The organism is Pseudomonas sp. B21-035 (assembly GCF_024748945.1).
GTDB lineage: Bacteria > Pseudomonadota > Gammaproteobacteria > Pseudomonadales > Pseudomonadaceae > Aquipseudomonas.
In genome coordinates, this window is the sequence record NZ_CP087179.1 from 5,243,307 (window position 1) to 5,262,327 (window position 19,021).

Below are 19,021 nucleotides of genomic sequence, written 5' to 3' on the forward strand. Positions count from 1 at the left end.
GTCAGCTTCCCCTTAACCGCGAGCCTTGGCAGCCGGACGCACAACCAGATCGCTGCCAGTTGCGCCTGGAACGGCACCCTTGACCAGCAACAGATTGCGTTCAGCGTCGACGCGCACTACTTCGAGGGACTGAACGGTCACGCGCTCGGCGCCCATGTGACCGGACATTTTTTTGCCCTTGAATACACGACCAGGAGTCTGGCACTGGCCGATAGAGCCCGGGACGCGGTGGGAGACGGAGTTACCGTGGGTGTTATCTTGACCGCGGAAATTCCAGCGCTTGATGGTACCGGCAAAGCCTTTACCCTTGGACTGGCCGGTAACGTCTACCAGCTGACCTGCAGCGAAGATTTCAGCGTTGATCGAATCACCGGCCTGGAACTCACCTTCTTCAAGGCGGAATTCCCAGACACCGCGACCCGCGGCAACGTTCGCCTTGGCGAAGTGACCTGCTTGAGCAGCAGTCACGCGCGAAGCGCGACGCTCACCGACAGTGACTTGCACTGCACGATAGCCATCGGTTTCTTCAGTTTTGAACTGGGTGACGCGATTCGGCTCGATCTCAATGACCGTGACCGGAATGGAGACACCTTCTTCGGTGAAAATACGGGTCATACCGCATTTACGACCGACTACACCAATAGTCATGTTGTAAACCTCATGAGTGTACGGGGCTTTCACCCGCTATGGCCGCCCATTTCAGAGCGTTACACGACTAAGACCGTGTCTTAGCCGAGGCTGATCTGCACTTCCACACCGGCCGCAAGATCAAGCTTCATAAGAGCATCAACGGTTTTATCCGTTGGCTGGACGATGTCCAGTACGCGCTTATGAGTACGGATCTCGTACTGGTCACGCGCGTCTTTGTTGACGTGCGGGGAGACCAGAACGGTGAACCGCTCTTTACGGGTAGGCAGTGGAATTGGACCACGCACTTGAGCACCAGTACGTTTCGCGGTTTCCACGATTTCCTGGGTGGATTGGTCGATCAGGCGATGGTCAAAAGCCTTCAACCTGATACGGATTTGCTGATTTTGCATTGGATTTCAGACTCCAGGCTGCTATTCCCACCGGGCGCACTACGCCCGTTAAAAGGAGGCGTGATTCTATAGAGGGCCCCACTGAGTGTCAACCCAATAAAAAAGCCCCCGCTGAGCGGGGGCCTTTTTAAGCGATCAACGATTACTCGATGATTTTGGCTACGACGCCGGCGCCGACGGTACGACCGCCTTCACGGATAGCGAAACGCAGACCATCTTCCATCGCGATGGTTTTGATCAGGGTAACAGTCATCTGAATGTTGTCACCTGGCATTACCATTTCAACGCCTTCTGGCAGCTCGCAGTTACCAGTCACGTCAGTAGTACGGAAGTAGAACTGTGGACGGTAGCCTTTGAAGAACGGAGTGTGACGGCCGCCTTCTTCTTTGCTCAGAACGTAAACTTCTGCGGTGAACTTGGTGTGCGGCTTGACCGAACCTGGCTTGACCAGAACCTGGCCACGCTCAACGTCGTCACGCTTGGTGCCGCGCAGCAGCACGCCGCAGTTCTCGCCAGCACGACCTTCGTCCAGCAGCTTGCGGAACATCTCAACACCGGTGCAGGTGGTGGTGGTGGTGTCACGCAGACCAACGATTTCCAGGGCGTCTTGAACGCGGACGATACCACGCTCGATACGACCGGTAACAACGGTACCACGACCCGAGATCGAGAATACGTCTTCGATTGGCATCAGGAACGGCTTGTCGATAGCGCGCTCAGGCTCTGGGATGTAGCTGTCCAGAGTCTCAACCAGCTTCTTGACAGCGGTGGTGCCCATTTCGTTGTCGTCTTTGCCTTCCAGCGCCATACGAGCCGAACCGATGATGATCGGGGTGTCGTCGCCTGGGAAGTCATAGGTGGACAGCAGGTCGCGAACTTCCATCTCGACCAGTTCCAGCAGCTCAGCGTCGTCTACCAGGTCAGCCTTGTTCAGGAAGACCACGATGTACGGAACGCCAACCTGACGGGACAGCAGGATGTGCTCACGGGTTTGTGGCATCGGACCATCGGCGGCCGAGCAAACCAGGATCGCGCCGTCCATCTGGGCAGCACCGGTGATCATGTTCTTCACGTAGTCAGCGTGACCTGGGCAGTCGACGTGAGCATAGTGACGAATGTTCGAGTTGTACTCGACGTGTGCGGTGTTGATGGTGATACCGCGAGCTTTCTCTTCTGGAGCGCTGTCGATCTTGTCGAATTCGACGACGGCCGAACCGAAAACTTCGGAGCAGACGCGAGTCAGAGCTGCGGTCAGAGTGGTTTTACCGTGGTCAACGTGACCGATGGTGCCAACGTTGACGTGCGGAAGGGAACGATCAAATTTTTCTTTAGCCACGACAGTGAACCTCTTGCCTAAAGGGCTGGATTAGCCTTGTTTTTTAACGAGTGCTTCGACGATATTCGACGGAGCTTCGGCGTATTTGGAGAATTCCATGGAGTAGCTCGCGCGACCCTGAGACATGGAACGAACGTCGGTCGCATAACCGAACATTTCTCCGAGCGGAACTTCAGCACGGACAACCTTGCCGGACACCGAATCTTCCATACCCTGGATCAGACCACGACGACGGTTCAGGTCACCCATCACGTCACCCATGTAGTCCTCAGGGGTCACAACTTCTACCTTCATGATCGGCTCAAGCACTTTACCGCCGCCTTTGGCTGCGAGTTGCTTGGTCGCCATGGAGGCCGCCACCTTGAACGCCATCTCGTTGGAGTCGACGTCGTGGTAGGAACCATCAAACACGGTAGCCTTCAGGCCGATCAGCGGATAGCCGGCAACGATGCCGTTCTTCATCTGCTCTTCGATACCCTTCTGGATCGCCGGGATGTATTCCTTAGGAACCACACCACCTACAACCTCGTTGGTGAATTCCAGGCCTTCGGTGATGTTGCCTTGTGCGTCCACTGTTGGCTGCGAGAAGCGAATCCAGCAGTGACCGAACTGACCGCGACCACCGGACTGACGAACGAACTTACCTTCGATCTCGACGTTGTCCTTGGTGATCTGCTCGCGGTACGAAACCTGTGGCTTACCAATGTTGGCTTCGACGTTGAACTCGCGCTTCATGCGGTCAACGAGGATGTCCAGGTGAAGCTCACCCATACCGGAGATGATGGTCTGGCCGGTTTCTTCGTCGGTTTTGACGCGGAACGACGGGTCTTCCTGAGCCAGCTTGCCCAGTGCGATACCCATCTTTTCCTGGTCTTGCTTGGTCTTCGGCTCAACAGCTACCGAGATCACAGGCTCCGGGAAGTCCATACGCTCGAGGATGATCGGCTTGTCGGCGTTGCACAGGGTGTCACCGGTGGTGACGTCCTTCATGCCGATCAGAGCAGCGATGTCGCCTGCCAGTACTTCTTTGATTTCTTCACGCTGGTTGGCGTGCATCTGCACCATACGACCAACGCGCTCTTTCTTGCCCTTGACCGAGTTGATCACGGAGTCGCCGGACTGCAGCATACCCGAGTAAACGCGGACGAAGGTCAGAGTACCCACGAACGGGTCGGTGGCAATCTTGAACGCCAGAGCCGAGAACGGCTCGTTGTCGTCGGCATGACGCTCGTCGTAGTCGGCGTCAACCAGCTCTTCTTTCGGCTTCTCGATCAGATCAGGGTGGATACCCTTGATCGCCGGGATTTCGGTCGGAGCAGGCAGGAAGTCGATAACGGCGTCGAGAACCAGGGGAACGCCCTTGTTCTTGAACGACGAACCGCAGACAGCCGGAACGATCTCGCTGGCCAGGGTGCGCGCGCGCAGACCGGCTTTGATTTCTTCGACGGTCAGCTCACCTTCTTCAAGGTACTTGTTCATCAGCTCTTCGTTGGCTTCGGCAGCAGCTTCGACCATATTGGCGCGCCACTCTTCAGCCAGCTCCAGCATATCGGCAGGAATTTCTTCCTCGCGATAAGTGGTGCCTTTGTCGTCGTCGTTCCAGTAGATAGCCTTCATCTTGATCAGGTCGACCTGACCCTGGAAGTTATCTTCAGAACCGATGGCCAGCTGAACAGGAACCGGGGTGTGACCCAGACGGTTCTTGATCTGACCTACGACGCGCAGGAAGTTGGCACCGGCACGGTCCATCTTGTTCACGTAAACAACACGTGGAACGCCGTACTTGTTGGCTTGACGCCATACGGTTTCGGACTGTGGCTCAACGCCGGAAGTGCCGCAGAACACAACGACCGCGCCGTCGAGTACGCGCAGCGAACGTTCTACTTCAATGGTGAAGTCAACGTGGCCGGGGGTATCGATGACGTTTACGCGGTAGTTGTCATACTGGCCACGGGAACCCTGCCAGAAGGTGGTAACAGCAGCGGAGGTAATGGTAATACCCCGCTCCTGCTCCTGCACCATCCAGTCGGTGGTCGCGGCGCCGTCATGCACCTCGCCCATCTTGTGGCTCAGGCCTGTGTAGAACAGGATCCGCTCGGTAGTGGTAGTTTTGCCCGCGTCAACGTGCGCGCAAATACCGATGTTACGGTAGCGGTTGATTGGTGTAGTACGAGCCATAGAGCCCTCGCAAAAATAGTGATGCCAGAATTAGAAGCGGTAGTGCGAGAACGCTTTGTTGGCTTCGGCCATACGGTGTACGTCTTCACGCTTCTTGACTGCAGCACCTTTGCCTTCAGCAGCATCCAGCAGCTCGCCAGCCAGGCGCAGAGCCATGGACTTCTCGCCACGCTTGCGGGCGTAGTCTACCAACCAGCGCATTGCCAGGGCGTTACGACGGGATGGACGAACTTCAACAGGAACCTGGTAAGTGGCACCGCCAACACGGCGCGACTTAACTTCGACCAGCGGAGCGATGGCGTCGAGAGCTTTCTCGAAGATTTCCAGGGGATCGCTGTTCTTGCGTTCTTTAACCTTGTCCAGTGCACCGTAAACGATACGCTCGGCAACGGCTTTTTTGCCGCTTTCCATTACGTGGTTCATGAACTTGGCGAGGATCTGGCTTCCGTATTTTGGATCGTCCAGAATCTCACGCTTGGCTGCTACACGACGTCTTGGCATTGATAAGCCCTCAAACGGTCTTCAGGTTAGCCCGGGACAGTGCCCCTTAAGGGTGCGTGCCCGACCTTACTCTTATCGACTCAATAAAATTGATAACTGCAAACTGCGACAAACGGCCGATTACTTCGGACGCTTGGTACCGTACTTCGAACGACCTTGGTTACGACCTTTGACGCCGGAGGTATCCAGGGAGCCGCGAACGGTGTGGTAACGAACACCTGGCAAGTCTTTTACACGACCGCCACGGATCAGTACGACGCTGTGCTCTTGCAGGTTGTGGCCTTCACCGCCGATGTACGAGGAAACCTCGAAACCGTTGGTCAGACGCACACGGCAAACTTTACGCAGTGCCGAGTTAGGTTTTTTCGGCGTGGTGGTGTACACACGGGTGCACACGCCACGACGTTGCGGGCAGTTCTGCAGCGCAGGAACGTCGGATTTCTCGACGATACGCTTACGCGGCTGACGTACCAGCTGGTTGATAGTTGCCATCTACTAGCTCCACTGTTGTCTTGCGACGCTATTGTCTTGCAAGAAAAGCAAAAATTGGCAGGACGGAGTCCCACCAAATTTAGGGGTACAAGAGTCTAAAGAGGATCTTGCCCCCAGTCAAGACAAGGCCCCGGCCCTCCCCTTCCAGTCATCGGCAACAAATTATGTCGCCGATGGCCAAAACAGGTTTGCCGGGGCCCTATCCTACTTTCAGTTACCGCTGGAATTCAGCGCTTCGGTCAGTGCGGCTTCCACCTCACTGGCACTTACGCGCAGCGGTTTGTCGGCATCACGGCGACGCTTGCGCTCGCTGTGGTAGGCCAGACCGGTACCGGCCGGGATCAGACGACCCACGACCACGTTTTCTTTCAGGCCGCGCAGGTAATCGCGCTTGCCGGTTACCGCCGCTTCGGTCAGTACGCGGGTGGTTTCCTGGAAGGAAGCCGCCGAGATGAACGATTCGGTGGACAGCGAGGCCTTGGTGATACCCAGCAGTACGCGCGAGAACTTGGAGATGAACTTGTCATCTGCGCCGAGACGCTCGTTCTCTACCAGTACCTGGGTCAGTTCCATCTGGTCGCCCTTGATGAAGCTGGAATCGCCGGACTCGGTGATCTCAACTTTACGCAGCATCTGACGCAGGATGGTCTCGATGTGCTTGTCGTTGATCTTCACGCCTTGCAGACGGTAAACGTCCTGAATCTCGTTGACGATGTACTTGGCCAGCGCGCTTACACCCAGCAGACGCAGGATGTCGTGCGGATCGCTTGGACCGTCGGAGATAACTTCGCCGCGGTTAACCTGTTCGCCCTCGAAGACGTTCAGGTGACGCCACTTCGGAATCAGCTCTTCGTACGGATCGCTGCCATCGTTCGGGGTGATGACCAGACGGCGCTTGCCCTTGGTCTCTTTACCGAAGGCGATGGTGCCGCTGACTTCAGCCAGAATCGAGGCTTCTTTCGGACGACGGGCTTCGAACAAGTCGGCAACCCGTGGCAGACCACCGGTGATGTCACGGGTCTTCGACGTTTCTTGCGGGATACGCGCGATAACGTCACCGACGCCGATCTGGGCACCGTCAGCCACACCAACCAGGGCGTTCGCCGGCAGGAAGTACTGAGCCGGTACGTCGGTACCTGGCAGCAGCAGATCCTTGCCATTGGCGTCGACCATCTTGATTGCAGGGCGGATTTCCTTACCTGCAGCCGGACGGTCTTTGACGTCCAGAACTTCAATGTTGGTCAAACCAGTCAATTCGTCAGTCTGACGCTTGATGGTGATGCCTTCTTCCATGCCCACGAAGGTCACGGTACCTTTCATTTCGGTAACGATCGGGTGGGTGTGCGGGTCCCACTTGGCGACGATTGCGCCAGCGTCGACCTTGTCGCCTTCCTTCACGGAAATGACCGCACCGTAAGGCAGCTTGTAACGCTCACGCTCACGACCGAATTCGTCGGCAATCGCCAACTCACCGGAACGCGATACGGCAACCAGGTTACCGTCGGCACGCTCAACCTGTTTCAGGTTGTGCAGGCGAACCATACCACCGTTCTTCACCTGGACGCTGTCGGCAGCCGAGGTCCGGCTTGCAGCACCACCGATGTGGAACGTACGCATGGTCAGCTGGGTACCCGGCTCACCGATCGACTGGGCAGCGATAACGCCGACCGCTTCACCGATGTTCACCTGGTGACCGCGAGCCAGGTCGCGACCGTAGCACTTGGCGCAGATGCCGTAGCGAGTTTCGCAGCTGATCGGCGAACGCACGATCACTTCGTCGATGCTGTTCAGCTCGATGAATTCGACCCACTTCTCGTCGACCAGGGTACCGGCCGGAACGATAACGTCGTCGGTGCCTGGCTTGAACACGTCACGGGCGATAACACGACCCAGTACACGCTCACCCAGCGGCTCTACAACGTCGCCGCCTTCAATGTGCGGCGTCATCAGCAGGCCTTGCTCGGTGCCGCAGTCGATCTCGGTAACCACCAGATCCTGGGCAACGTCTACCAGACGACGAGTCAGGTAACCGGAGTTCGCGGTTTTCAGCGCGGTATCCGCCAGACCCTTACGAGCACCGTGAGTCGAGATGAAGTACTGGAGTACGCTCAGACCTTCACGGAAGTTCGCGGTGATCGGCGTCTCGATGATCGAGCCGTCCGGCTTGGCCATCAGACCACGCATACCGGCCAGCTGACGAATCTGAGCTGCCGAACCCCGGGCACCGGAGTCAGCCATCATGTACATCGAGTTGAAGGACTCTTGCTCGACTTCGTCGCCGTTGCGGTCGATGACTTTCTCTTTCGAGAGGTTGGCCATCATCGCTTTGGAAACTTCGTCGTTCGCCTTGGACCACAAGTCGATGACTTTGTTGTACTTCTCGCCCTGGGTTACCAGGCCGGAGGCGTACTGGCTCTCGATCTCTTTCACTTCGTCGGTAGCGGTACCGATGATGCGGGCTTTTTCATCCGGGATAACGAAGTCGTTAACACCGATGGAAACGCCGGAGATGGTCGAGTAGGCAAAACCGGTGTACATCAGCTGGTCAGCGAAGATCACGGTCTCTTTCAGACCAACCACGCGGTAGCACTGGTTGATCAGCTTGGAGATCGCCTTTTTCTTCATTGGCTGGTTGACCACGTCGTACGACAGACCTGGCGGTACAACCTGGAACAGCAGCGCACGGCCGACAGTAGTGTCGACGATACGGGTGTTCTTGACGCTGCCGCCATCACGATCGTTGACGGTTTCGTTGATACGAACCTTGATCTTGGCGTGCAGGGCAGCTTCGCCGGCGCGGAATACGCGGTCGACTTCCTGCAGGTCGGCGAACACGCGACCTTCGCCCTTGGCGTTGATGGCTTCACGGGTCATGTAGTACAGACCCAGTACAACGTCCTGCGACGGAACGATGATTGGCTCACCGTTGGCTGGCGACAGAATGTTGTTGGTCGACATCATCAGCGCGCGCGCTTCGAGCTGGGCTTCCAGCGTCAGCGGCACGTGAACGGCCATTTGGTCACCGTCGAAGTCGGCGTTGTACGCAGCACAGACCAGCGGGTGCAGCTGGATAGCCTTACCTTCGATCAGTACCGGTTCAAAGGCCTGGATACCCAGACGGTGAAGGGTCGGCGCACGGTTGAGCAGTACGGGGTGTTCGCGAATCACTTCGGCGAGAACGTCCCAGACCTCTGGCAGCTCGCGCTCGACCATCTTCTTGGCGGCCTTGATGGTGGTCGCCAGACCACGCATTTCCAGCTTGCCGAAAATGAACGGCTTGAACAGCTCGAGAGCCATTTTCTTCGGCAGACCGCACTGGTGCAGACGCAGGGTCGGACCTACGGTAATTACCGAACGGCCGGAGTAGTCAACGCGCTTACCGAGCAAGTTCTGACGGAAACGACCTTGCTTACCCTTGATCATGTCGGCCAGGGATTTCAGAGGACGCTTGTTCGAGCCGGTGATGGCACGACCGCGACGGCCGTTATCCAGCAAGGCGTCGACCGCTTCCTGCAGCATGCGCTTTTCGTTGCGCACGATGATGTCCGGCGCGGACAGGTCGAGCAGGCGCTTCAGACGGTTGTTACGGTTGATCACCCGACGATACAGGTCGTTCAGGTCGGAAGTCGCAAAGCGACCGCCATCCAGCGGAACCAGTGGACGCAGGTCTGGCGGCAGAACCGGCAGAACGGTCAGGACCATCCACTCAGGCAGGTTGCCCGAGCCCTGGAAGGCTTCCATCAGCTTCAGACGCTTGGACAGCTTCTTGATCTTGGTTTCCGAGTTGGTCTGCGGAATCTCTTCGCGCAGGCGACCGATCTCGTGCTCCAGGTCGATAGCGTGCAGCAGCTCGCGGACAGCCTCGGCACCCATGCGGGCGTCGAAGTCGTCACCGAACTCTTCCAGCGCTTCGAAGTACTGCTCGTCGTTGAGCAGCTGGCCTTTTTCCAGGGTGGTCATGCCCGGGTCGATAACGACATAGCTCTCGAAGTAGAGAACGCGCTCGATATCACGCAGGGTCATGTCCATCAGCAGGCCGATACGGGACGGCAGCGACTTCAGGAACCAGATGTGGGCAACCGGCGAAGCCAGTTCGATGTGCGCCATGCGCTCACGACGAACCTTGGCCAGGGCGACTTCAACGCCGCACTTCTCGCAGATCACGCCGCGGTGTTTCAGGCGCTTGTACTTACCGCACAGGCACTCGTAGTCCTTGACTGGGCCAAAGATCTTGGCGCAGAACAGGCCGTCACGCTCAGGTTTGAACGTACGGTAGTTGATGGTTTCCGGCTTTTTAACTTCACCGAACGACCACGAACGGATCATCTCAGGCGAGGCCAATCCGATACGGATGGCGTCGAACTCTTCGACTTGACCCTGGTTTTTCAGCAAATTCAGTAGGTCTTTCAAGGCCTTTCCTCCTGGCGGAGCAGGGAGCGGGCTTTTCAGCCACGCTCCCGATTCGCGTCACGTGTTATTCGGTTTCCAGATCGATATCGATACCGAGCGAACGAATCTCTTTGATCAACACGTTGAAGGACTCGGGCATGCCCGGCTCCATACGGTGATCGCCGTCCACGATGTTTTTGTACATCTTGGTCCGACCGTTCACGTCGTCCGACTTCACTGTGAGCATTTCTTGCAGGGTGTATGCCGCGCCGTATGCTTCCAGCGCCCACACTTCCATCTCCCCGAAACGCTGACCACCGAACTGCGCCTTACCACCCAGCGGCTGCTGGGTAACCAGGCTGTAAGAACCAGTGGAACGCGCGTGCATCTTGTCGTCCACCAAGTGGTTCAGCTTGAGCATGTACATGTAACCAACGGTCACATGACGCTCGAACTTGTTGCCGGTACGACCGTCGAACAGCTGCATCTGACCGCTTTCTGGCATGTCTGCCAGTTTCAGCATGGCCTTGATCTCGCTTTCCTTGGCACCGTCGAAGACTGGAGTGGCCATTGGCACACCGCCTTTGAGGTTCTTCGCCAGGTCCAGGATTTCCTGGTCGGAGAAGGTCTCCAGTTGTTCCTGACGACCACCGATCTCGTTGTAGATCTCGGTGAGGAACTTGCGCAGCTCGATGACCTTGCGCTGCTCTTCGAGCATGCGGTTGATCTTCTCGCCCAGACCTTTGGCCGCCAGGCCCAGGTGGGTTTCGAGGATCTGACCGACGTTCATACGCGATGGTACGCCCAACGGGTTGAGGACCACGTCGACCGGAGTACCGTTGGCGTCGTGCGGCATGTCTTCGACCGGCATGATCACCGAGACCACACCTTTGTTACCGTGACGGCCGGCCATCTTGTCGCCCGGCTGGATGCGGCGACGGATTGCCAGGTAGACCTTGACGATCTTCAGTACGCCCGGTGCCAGGTCATCGCCCTGCTGCAGCTTGCGCTTCTTGTCTTCGAACTTGTCGTCCAGCAGACGGCGACGATCAACGATGTAGGCCTGGGCCTTCTCGAGCTGCTCGTTCAGCGCGTCTTCGGCCATGCGCAGTTTGAACCACTGGCCGTGCTCCAGACCGTCCAGGACTTCGTTGGTGATCACAGTGCCTTTCTTCAGGCCTGCACCACCGTCGACAACCTGGCCGTTCAGGGCCGAACGCAGACGTTCGAAGGTTGCGCCTTCGACGATGCGGAACTCTTCGTTGAGGTCCTTGCGGATCTCGTCCAGCTGCATCTTCTCGATGGACAGCGCACGACTGTCGCGCTCGACGCCATCACGGGTGAAGACCTGCACGTCGATGACAGTACCTTTGGTGCCGGTAGGCACGCGCAGGGAGGTGTCTTTAACGTCGCTGGCTTTCTCACCGAAGATTGCGCGTAGCAGTTTTTCTTCCGGAGTCAGCTGGGTTTCGCCTTTTGGCGTGACCTTGCCGACCAGGATGTCGCCAGCGCCAACTTCAGCACCAACATAAACGATACCGGCTTCGTCCAGCTTGTTCAGCGCAGCTTCACCGACGTTCGGGATGTCCGCGGTGATTTCCTCTGGGCCAAGCTTGGTGTCACGGGCCACACAGGTCAGTTCCTGGATGTGGATCGTGGTGAAGCGGTCTTCCTGAACAACACGCTCGGACAGGCAGATGGAGTCTTCGAAGTTGAAGCCGTTCCACGCCATGAACGCGATGCGCATGTTCTGACCCAGCGCCAGTTCACCCATGTCGGTGGACGGGCCGTCGGCCATGATGTCGCCACGCTGAACCGCGTCACCCTTGTTAACCAGCGGACGCTGGTTGATGCAGGTGTTCTGGTTCGAACGGGTGTATTTGGTCAGGTTGTAGATGTCGACACCGGCTTCACCGGTTTCAACTTCGTCATCGGCAACGCGAACAACGATACGGCTGGCATCGACAGAGTCGATCACGCCGCCACGACGGGCCACGACGCAAACGCCGGAGTCACGGGCAACGTTGCGCTCCATGCCGGTACCGACCAGCGGCTTGTCGGCGCGCAGGGTTGGTACAGCCTGACGCTGCATGTTCGAACCCATCAACGCACGGTTGGCGTCGTCGTGCTCGAGGAACGGAATCAGCGACGCTGCAACCGAAACTACCTGCTTCGGCGAAACGTCCATCAGGGTGACGTCTTCCGGCGCCTTGACGGTGAATTCGTTCAGGTGACGAACAGCTACCAGCTCATCGATCAGGTGCTTCTTCTCGTTCATCGTGGCCGAAGCCTGGGCGATGACGTGATCAGCTTCTTCGATCGCCGACAGGAACACGATGTCGTCGGTAACCACGCCCTCTTTCACCACGCGGTACGGGCTTTCCAGGAAGCCGTACTGGTTGGTGCGAGCGTATGCCGCCAGGGAGTTGATCAGACCGATGTTCGGACCTTCAGGGGTCTCGATCGGGCACACGCGGCCGTAGTGGGTCGGGTGTACGTCACGGACTTCGAAGCCTGCGCGCTCACGGGTCAGACCACCAGGGCCGAGTGCAGAGACACGACGCTTGTGGGTGATCTCGGACAGCGGGTTGTTCTGGTCCATGAACTGCGAGAGCTGGCTGGAGCCGAAGAACTCTTTCACCGCCGCCGCAACCGGCTTGGCGTTGATCAGGTCCTGAGGCATCAGGCCTTCGCTTTCTGCCATCGACAGACGCTCTTTGACCGCGCGCTCTACACGCACCAGGCCAACGCGGAACTGGTTCTCGGCCATCTCGCCGACACAGCGGACGCGACGGTTACCGAGGTGGTCGATGTCGTCGACGATGCCTTTGCCGTTACGGATGTCGACCAGGGTCTTGAGGACCTCGACGATATCTTCCTTGCTCAGCACGCCCGAACCTTCGATCTCGGTGCGACCGATACGACGGTTGAACTTCATGCGGCCTACGGCCGACAGGTCGTAACGCTCGGCGCTGAAGAACAGGTTGTTGAACAGGGTCTCGGCGGCATCCTTGGTTGGCGGCTCGCCAGGACGCATCATGCGATAGATCTCGACCAGCGCTTCCAGTTGGTTGCTGGTGGAGTCGATCTTCAGGGTATCCGAGATGAACGGACCGCAGTCGATGTCGTTGGTGTACAGGGTCTCGATGCGAACAACCTGGGCCTTGGCGATTTTCACCAGGACGTCGGTGCTCAGCTCGGTGTTGCACTCAGCCAGGATCTCGCCGGTAGCCGGGTGCACGATCGCCTTGGCGGTAGTGCGGCCCAGGACGTATTCCAGCGGCACGTCCAGCTGCTTGACGCCAGCTTTTTCCAGCTGGTTGATGTGGCGAGCAGTGATACGACGACCTTGCTCGACAATGACCTTGCCGGTTTCGTCATGGATGTCCATGACCGCAACTTCACCACGCAGGCGCTGAGGCACCAGCTCCAGGCTGAGCTTCTCGCCCGACACGTGGAAAACGTTGGTGGTGTAGAAAGCGTCCAGCACTTCTTCAGTGCTGTAGCCCAGCGCGCGCAGCAGAACCGACGCAGGCAGTTTGCGACGACGGTCGATACGGACGAATACACAGTCTTTCGGATCGAATTCGAAGTCCAGCCACGAGCCGCGGTAAGGAATGATCCGCGCCGAGTACAGCAGTTTGCCAGAGCTGTGCGTCTTGCCGCGGTCGTGATCGAAGAACACGCCCGGCGAACGGTGCAGCTGGGAAACGATAACACGCTCGGTACCGTTGATTACGAAGGTACCGTTTTCAGTCATCAGGGGGATTTCACCCATGTAGACTTCTTGCTCTTTGATGTCCTTGATCGCTTTGTTCGACGATTCTTTGTCGAAAATGATCAGGCGGACTTTTACCCGCAGCGGCACCGCGTAGGTCACGCCACGCAGTACGCATTCTTTGACATCAAAAGCCGGTTCGCCCAGACGATAGCCAACGTACTCCAGGGCAGCATTGCCGGAGTAGCTGATGATCGGGAAAACCGATTTGAAGGCCGCATGCAGGCCCACGTCGCGGAACTGATCTTTGGTCGCTCCCGCTTGCAAGAATTCACGATACGAATCCAGCTGGATGGCCAGGAGGTAAGGCACATCCATGACGTCCGGCAACTTGCTAAAGTCCTTGCGGATACGTTTTTTCTCAGTGTATGAGTAAGCCATCAGCGTTCCCCAGCTTGGTCACCTGCTTGTTTGGCTTCTCCCGACGGGAGCAGCCAGAAAATCGTGCAAACCCCTTGGTTTGCGCCACCATCATTGGTGGTTGCAGCTCGTTATCAGCGCCGACCTGGTCAGCTGCCAATAACGGAAAAAGGCCGGTGGCAAGAGCCACCAGCCATCAGCCTTTCGCTTGTCGCTCGGGCTGGAGACGCACAGTCGAAATTATTTCAGTTCGACGGTAGCGCCTGCTGCTTCCAGGTCAGCTTTAGCTTTGTCAGCGGCTTCTTTCGAAACGCCTTCAGCAACAACCTGAGGAGCGGTATCAACCTTTTCCTTGGCTTCTTTCAGGCCCAGGCCGGTCAGTTCGCGAACAGCCTTGATCACGTTTACTTTCTTGTCGCCAGCGGCAACCAGAACAACGTTGAACTCGGTTTGTTCTTCAACAACGGCAGCGGCAGCAGCTGGGCCAGCAGCGGCAACAGCAGCGGTAACGCCGAAGGTTTCTTCCATTGCTTTGATCAGCTCAACAACTTCCAGAACGGTTTTCTGGCCGATTGCTTCGATGATTTGCTCGTTAGTCAGAGACATGACTTAAATCCTGTATTGGGGTGACAGCCTACGCAGCCATCAAATTAAACGTATGATTTCGAAAGTGCTTTCTGCGCCTTAGGCTGCAGCAGCTTCTTTCTGGTCGCGAACGGCTGCCAGAGTACGAGCCAGCTTGCTGGTAGCGCCTTGGATCACGCTCATCAGCTTTGCAATAGCTTCGTCGCGGGTCGGCAGCGAAGCCAACACGTCGATCTGGTTTGCGGCAAGGAACTTGCCGTCGAACGCAGCTGCCTTGATCTCGAACTTGCTCTGACCCTTGGCGAATTCTGCGAACAGACGGGCAGCAGCGCCCGGGTGTTCGTTGGAGAACGCGATCAGGGTAGGGCCGGTGAAGGCGTCGTTGAGGACACTGAATTCAGTGTCAGCAACAGCGCGCTTGAGCAGGGTGTTACGTACAACACGTACGTAAACGCCAGCTTCACGAGCCTCTTTACGAAGTCCGGTCATTGCGCCTACAGTCACGCCACGGGCATCAGCCACGACAGCAGACAGAGCGACTTTGGCAGCCTCGTTGACTTCAGCGACGATGGCCTTCTTGTCTTCGAGTTTAATTGCCACGGGTAAAACTCCTGCTTGTTACCGTTTCATCCAGCCGGGGCCGGATGTCGTTTTGGTGTCTGATTCGGTAAGGAACCAGGGGCACCATCTGCGTAGGCTTGTGGTTTAAGACTTGCGTCGCCTACGGTCTTGGATAGCCCCCGCCAGGCAGGGACCCCAATTTTTCAACCTGGTGCGATCACTCGCACCGGGTTTTGTCTTACGCGTTCAGCGAGCTCTGATCGATGACCAGACCTGGGCCCATGGTGGTGCTCAGGGTAACGCGCTTGACGTAGATACCTTTCGAGGAAGCTGGCTTGATACGCTTCAGATCAGCGATCAGGGCTTCAACGTTTTCCTTCAGCTTGCCAGCTTCAAAGCCGATTTTGCCAACGGAGGTGTGGATGATGCCGTTTTTGTCGGTGCGATAACGAACCTGACCAGCCTTGGCGTTTTTAACCGCGGTGGCTACGTCTGGAGTTACGGTACCGACTTTCGGGTTAGGCATCAGGCCGCGAGGACCCAGAACCTGACCCAGCTGACCTACAACACGCATTGCGTCCGGGGAAGCAATAACGACGTCATAGTTCAGGTCGCCGCCTTTCATTTCGGCAGCCAGATCGTCCATACCAACGCGGTCAGCGCCGGCAGCCAGAGCGGCCTCGGCAGCAGGACCCTGGGTGAAGACAGCTACACGTACGGTCTTGCCAGTGCCGTGTGGCAGCACGGTAGCGCTACGTACGACCTGGTCGGATTTACGTGGGTCAACACCGAGGTTGACAGCAACGTCGAAGGATTCGCTGAACTTCACGGTGGACAGTTCGGCCAGCAGCACTGCTGCTTCTTCGAAGTTGTAGACTTTGCCTGCTTCGATTTTCGAAGCAATGGCCTTTTGGCGCTTGGTCAGCTTAGCCATTACACACCCTCCACGTTGAGGCCCATGCTGCGAGCGGAACCGGCGATGGTACGCACGGCCGCATCCATGTCAGCAGCGGTCAGATCAGCATTTTTGGTTTTTGCGATCTCTTCCAGCTGAGCACGGGTCACAGTACCGACTTTAACGGTGTTCGGACGTGCAGAACCGCTGGTCAGGCCAGCTGCTTTCTTCAGCAGAACCGAAGCAGGGGTGCTTTTGGTTTCGAAGGTGAAGCTGCGGTCACTGTAAACAGTGATGATCACAGGAGTCGGCAGGCCGGCTTCTTGACCCTGGGTACGGGCGTTGAAGGCCTTGCAGAATTCCATGATGTTCACACCGTGTTGACCCAGTGCTGGACCAACGGGTGGGCTTGGGTTGGCCTGGCCGGCCTTTACTTGCAGCTTGATGTAAGCCTGAATCTTCTTAGCCATGAGCTACTCCAATATCGGGTACGAACGCCAGATGGCTCCCCGGATGACTTGCGTTTTATCCCAGTGACGACAAAACCCCGCAGCACATAGGGCTGCGGGGTATGGGATGCTTTGTTCGGCTAGACCTTCTCGACCTGGCTGAACTCGAGCTCTACCGGGGTAGAGCGACCGAAAATAAGCACGGCCACTTGGATCCGGCTCTTCTCGTAGTTAACTTCTTCAACGGTACCGTTGAAATCAGCAAACGGACCATCGATAACACGGACCACTTCGCCCGGCTCGAACAGAGTCTTCGGCTTCGGCTTGTCGCTGCCATCGGCAACGCGACGCAGAATGGCCTCGGCTTCCTTGTCAGTGATCGGTGCAGGCTTGTCTGCAGTACCACCGATGAAGCCCATGACGCGAGGGGTGTCCTTGACCAAGTGCCAAGTCCCTTCGTTCATGTCCATTTGGACCAGCACATAACCTGGGAAGAACTTACGCTCGCTTTTGCGCTTCTGGCCATTGCGCATCTCAACCACTTCTTCAGTGGGGACCAGAATTTCGCCGAAGCCATCTTCCATGCCAGCCAGCTTTACGCGCTCGATCAGCGAGCGCATGACATGCTTCTCGTAACCCGAGTAAGCATGCACAACGTACCAACGCTTAGCCACGGGACACCCTTAGCCAACAATCAAGGAAATCAACCAACCCAGCAGGGAGTCGAGACCCCACAGCAGCAACGCCATCACCAGGACAACCGCCACTACGATGAGCGTGGTCTGCGTGGTTTCTTGGCGGGTTGGCCATACGACTTTACGAATCTCGGTGCGAGCTTCCTTTGCCAGCGCAAAGAACGACTTGCCTTTGGCGGTCTGCAGGGCAACAAAGCCAGCTACAGCAGCAAGGGCAAGCAGTGCAAGTACGCGATACAGAATCGGCGAAGCAGAGTAATACTGGTTACCCACAACACCAACGACTACCAAAGCGACAACAGCCAGCCACTTGAGCAGATCAAAACGAGAGTCTTGGGCTTCAGCCTTGGGAGTCATCTAGGAAGATCCTGTGAAAAGAAAGCCAGACACACGAGGTGAATCTGGCAGGTCAGGAGGGAATCGAACCCCCAACCTACGGTTTTGGAGACCGTCGCTCTGCCAATTGAGCTACTGACCTAAAAGCTTATCAGGCCGACCATTATGCCGGCCTGATCGAGAGAAATCAACTACTTATTCGATAATCTTCGCTACTACGCCAGCGCCGACGGTACGACCGCCTTCACGGATAGCGAAACGCAGACCGTCTTCCATCGCGATGGTTTTGATCAGGGTAACAGTCATCTGAATGTTGTCACCTGGCATTACCATTTCAACGCCTTCTGGCAGCTCGCAGTTACCAGTCACGTCAGTAGTACGGAAGTAGAACTGTGGACGGTAGCCTTTGAAGAACGGAGTATGACGACCGCCTTCTTCTTTGCTCAGAACGTAAACTTCTGCGGTGAACTTGGTGTGCGGCTTGACCGAACCTGGCTTGACCAGAACCTGACCACGCTCAACGTCGTCACGCTTGGTGCCGCGCAGCAGCACGCCGCAGTTCTCGCCAGCACGACCTTCGTCCAGCAGCTTGCGGAACATCTCAACACCGGTGCAGGTGGTGGTGGTGGTGTCACGCAGACCAACGATTTCCAGGGCGTCTTGAACGCGGACGATACCACGCTCGATACGACCGGTAACAACAGTACCACGACCCGAGATCGAGAATACGTCTTCGATTGGCATCAGGAACGGCTTGTCGATAGCGCGCTCAGGCTCTGGGATGTAGCTGTCCAGAGTCTCAACCAGCTTCTTGACAGCGGTGGTGCCCATTTCGTTGTCGTCTTTGCCTTCCAGCGCCATACGAGCCGAACCGATGATGATCGGGGTGTCGTCGCCTGGGAAGTCATAGGTGGACAGCAGGTCGCGAACTTCCATCTCGACCAGTTCCAGCAGCTCAGCGTCGTCTACCAGGTCAGCCTTGTTCAGGAAGACCACGATGTACGGAACGCCAACCTGACGGGACAGCAGGATGTGCTCACGGGTTTGTGGCATCGGACCATCGGCGGCCGAGCAAACCAGGATCGCGCCGTCCATCTGGGCAGCACCGGTGATCATGTTCTTCACGTAGTCAGCGTGACCTGGGCAGTCGACGTGAGCGTAGTGACGAATGTTCGAGTTGTACTCGACGTGTGCGGTGTTAATGGTGATACCGCGAGCTTTCTCTTCTGGAGCACTGTCGATCTTGTCGAATTCAACGACGGCCGAACCGAAAACTTCGGAGCAGACGCGGGTCAGTGCCGCAGTCAGCGTGGTCTTGCCATGGTCAACGTGACCAATGGTGCCGACGTTTACGTGCGGCAGACTACGATCGAACTTTTCCTTAGCCATCGAGACAATCCTCAGCAATAAGAAACAAGCAAGTCAA

The 19,021-nt window shown here is 57.1% G+C and carries 15 protein-coding genes and 1 tRNA gene; all 16 read right to left on the reverse strand.

Annotated features, from left to right (window positions below; all coding sequences use genetic code 11):
* Positions 1 to 12: 12 nt before the first annotated feature.
* On the reverse strand, positions 13 to 648 hold the full coding sequence (gene rplC, locus LOY22_RS24035) for a 50S ribosomal protein L3 (RefSeq protein ID WP_010220304.1): 636 nt from the start codon (positions 646 to 648) through the stop codon (positions 13 to 15).
* A gap of 80 nt (positions 649 to 728) precedes the next feature.
* Positions 729 to 1,040, reverse strand: a complete 312-nt coding sequence (rpsJ, locus tag LOY22_RS24040; RefSeq protein WP_003186070.1) for a 30S ribosomal protein S10 — start codon at positions 1,038 to 1,040, stop codon at positions 729 to 731.
* A gap of 142 nt (positions 1,041 to 1,182) precedes the next feature.
* On the reverse strand, positions 1,183 to 2,376 hold the full coding sequence (tuf, locus tag LOY22_RS24045; protein ID WP_010220303.1) for an elongation factor Tu: 1,194 nt from the start codon (positions 2,374 to 2,376) through the stop codon (positions 1,183 to 1,185).
* Positions 2,377 to 2,406: 30 nt separating this feature from the next.
* Positions 2,407 to 4,554: an elongation factor G gene (fusA, locus tag LOY22_RS24050; RefSeq protein WP_045202252.1), complete on the reverse strand. Its 2,148-nt coding sequence runs from the start codon at positions 4,552 to 4,554 to the stop codon at positions 2,407 to 2,409.
* 30 nt (positions 4,555 to 4,584) lie between these two features.
* Positions 4,585 to 5,055: a 30S ribosomal protein S7 gene (rpsG, locus tag LOY22_RS24055; protein ID WP_008089143.1), complete on the reverse strand. Its 471-nt coding sequence runs from the start codon at positions 5,053 to 5,055 to the stop codon at positions 4,585 to 4,587.
* Between the two features lie 120 nt (positions 5,056 to 5,175).
* The gene (gene rpsL / locus LOY22_RS24060) at positions 5,176 to 5,547 is read right to left on the reverse strand and encodes a 30S ribosomal protein S12 (RefSeq protein ID WP_003186084.1); all 372 of its coding nucleotides are present in this window, start codon (positions 5,545 to 5,547) and stop codon (positions 5,176 to 5,178) included.
* A gap of 210 nt (positions 5,548 to 5,757) precedes the next feature.
* A complete protein-coding gene (gene rpoC, locus LOY22_RS24065; RefSeq protein WP_045202248.1) occupies positions 5,758 to 9,957 on the reverse strand; it encodes a DNA-directed RNA polymerase subunit beta' in 4,200 nt (1,399 codons plus the stop codon).
* Positions 9,958 to 10,021: 64 nt separating this feature from the next.
* Entirely contained in the window at positions 10,022 to 14,095 is a 4,074-nt protein-coding gene (gene rpoB / locus LOY22_RS24070) for a DNA-directed RNA polymerase subunit beta (RefSeq protein WP_045202245.1), read from the reverse strand.
* Positions 14,096 to 14,314: 219 nt separating this feature from the next.
* Entirely contained in the window at positions 14,315 to 14,680 is a 366-nt protein-coding gene (rplL, locus tag LOY22_RS24075) for a 50S ribosomal protein L7/L12 (RefSeq protein WP_043861936.1), read from the reverse strand.
* A 78-nt stretch (positions 14,681 to 14,758) separates the two neighbouring features.
* On the reverse strand, positions 14,759 to 15,259 hold the full coding sequence (gene rplJ, locus LOY22_RS24080; protein WP_045190247.1) for a 50S ribosomal protein L10: 501 nt from the start codon (positions 15,257 to 15,259) through the stop codon (positions 14,759 to 14,761).
* Positions 15,260 to 15,458: 199 nt separating this feature from the next.
* Entirely contained in the window at positions 15,459 to 16,154 is a 696-nt protein-coding gene (rplA, locus tag LOY22_RS24085) for a 50S ribosomal protein L1 (RefSeq protein ID WP_045202241.1), read from the reverse strand.
* Positions 16,154 to 16,585, reverse strand: coding sequence for a 50S ribosomal protein L11 (gene rplK, locus LOY22_RS24090; protein ID WP_010220295.1), 432 nt, complete (start codon positions 16,583 to 16,585; stop codon positions 16,154 to 16,156). Before rplK ends, rplA begins: the two co-directional genes overlap by 1 nt.
* Before the next feature lie 119 nt (positions 16,586 to 16,704).
* A complete protein-coding gene (gene nusG / locus LOY22_RS24095; RefSeq protein WP_010220294.1) occupies positions 16,705 to 17,238 on the reverse strand; it encodes a transcription termination/antitermination protein NusG in 534 nt (177 codons plus the stop codon).
* A gap of 9 nt (positions 17,239 to 17,247) precedes the next feature.
* A complete protein-coding gene (gene secE / locus LOY22_RS24100) occupies positions 17,248 to 17,616 on the reverse strand; it encodes a preprotein translocase subunit SecE (RefSeq protein ID WP_045202238.1) in 369 nt (122 codons plus the stop codon).
* 45 nt (positions 17,617 to 17,661) lie between these two features.
* Positions 17,662 to 17,737: transfer RNA gene (locus tag LOY22_RS24105), tRNA-Trp, on the reverse strand.
* A gap of 53 nt (positions 17,738 to 17,790) precedes the next feature.
* The gene (gene tuf, locus LOY22_RS24110; protein WP_010220303.1) at positions 17,791 to 18,984 is read right to left on the reverse strand and encodes an elongation factor Tu; all 1,194 of its coding nucleotides are present in this window, start codon (positions 18,982 to 18,984) and stop codon (positions 17,791 to 17,793) included.
* Positions 18,985 to 19,021: the final 37 nt, after the last annotated feature.

Bases quoted from the DNA above. Each gene is read 5' to 3' on its own strand.
- rplC (WP_010220304.1), bottom strand. From the start codon at position 648: ATGACTATTGGTGTAGTCGGTCGTAAATGCGGTATGACCCGTATTTTC.
- rpsG (WP_008089143.1), bottom strand. From the start codon at position 5,055: ATGCCAAGACGTCGTGTAGCAGCCAAGCGTGAGATTCTGGACGATCCA.
- rplL (WP_043861936.1), bottom strand. From the start codon at position 14,680: ATGTCTCTGACTAACGAGCAAATCATCGAAGCAATCGGCCAGAAAACC.
- rpoB (WP_045202245.1), bottom strand. From the start codon at position 14,095: ATGGCTTACTCATACACTGAGAAAAAACGTATCCGCAAGGACTTTAGC.
- tuf (WP_010220303.1), bottom strand. From the start codon at position 18,984: ATGGCTAAGGAAAAGTTCGATCGTAGTCTGCCGCACGTAAACGTCGGC.
- rplK (WP_010220295.1), bottom strand. From the start codon at position 16,585: ATGGCTAAGAAGATTCAGGCTTACATCAAGCTGCAAGTAAAGGCCGGC.
- fusA (WP_045202252.1), bottom strand. From the start codon at position 4,554: ATGGCTCGTACTACACCAATCAACCGCTACCGTAACATCGGTATTTGC.
- rpsJ (WP_003186070.1), bottom strand. From the start codon at position 1,040: ATGCAAAATCAGCAAATCCGTATCAGGTTGAAGGCTTTTGACCATCGC.
- rpsL (WP_003186084.1), bottom strand. From the start codon at position 5,547: ATGGCAACTATCAACCAGCTGGTACGTCAGCCGCGTAAGCGTATCGTC.
- secE (WP_045202238.1), bottom strand. From the start codon at position 17,616: ATGACTCCCAAGGCTGAAGCCCAAGACTCTCGTTTTGATCTGCTCAAG.
- rplA (WP_045202241.1), bottom strand. From the start codon at position 16,154: ATGGCTAAGCTGACCAAGCGCCAAAAGGCCATTGCTTCGAAAATCGAA.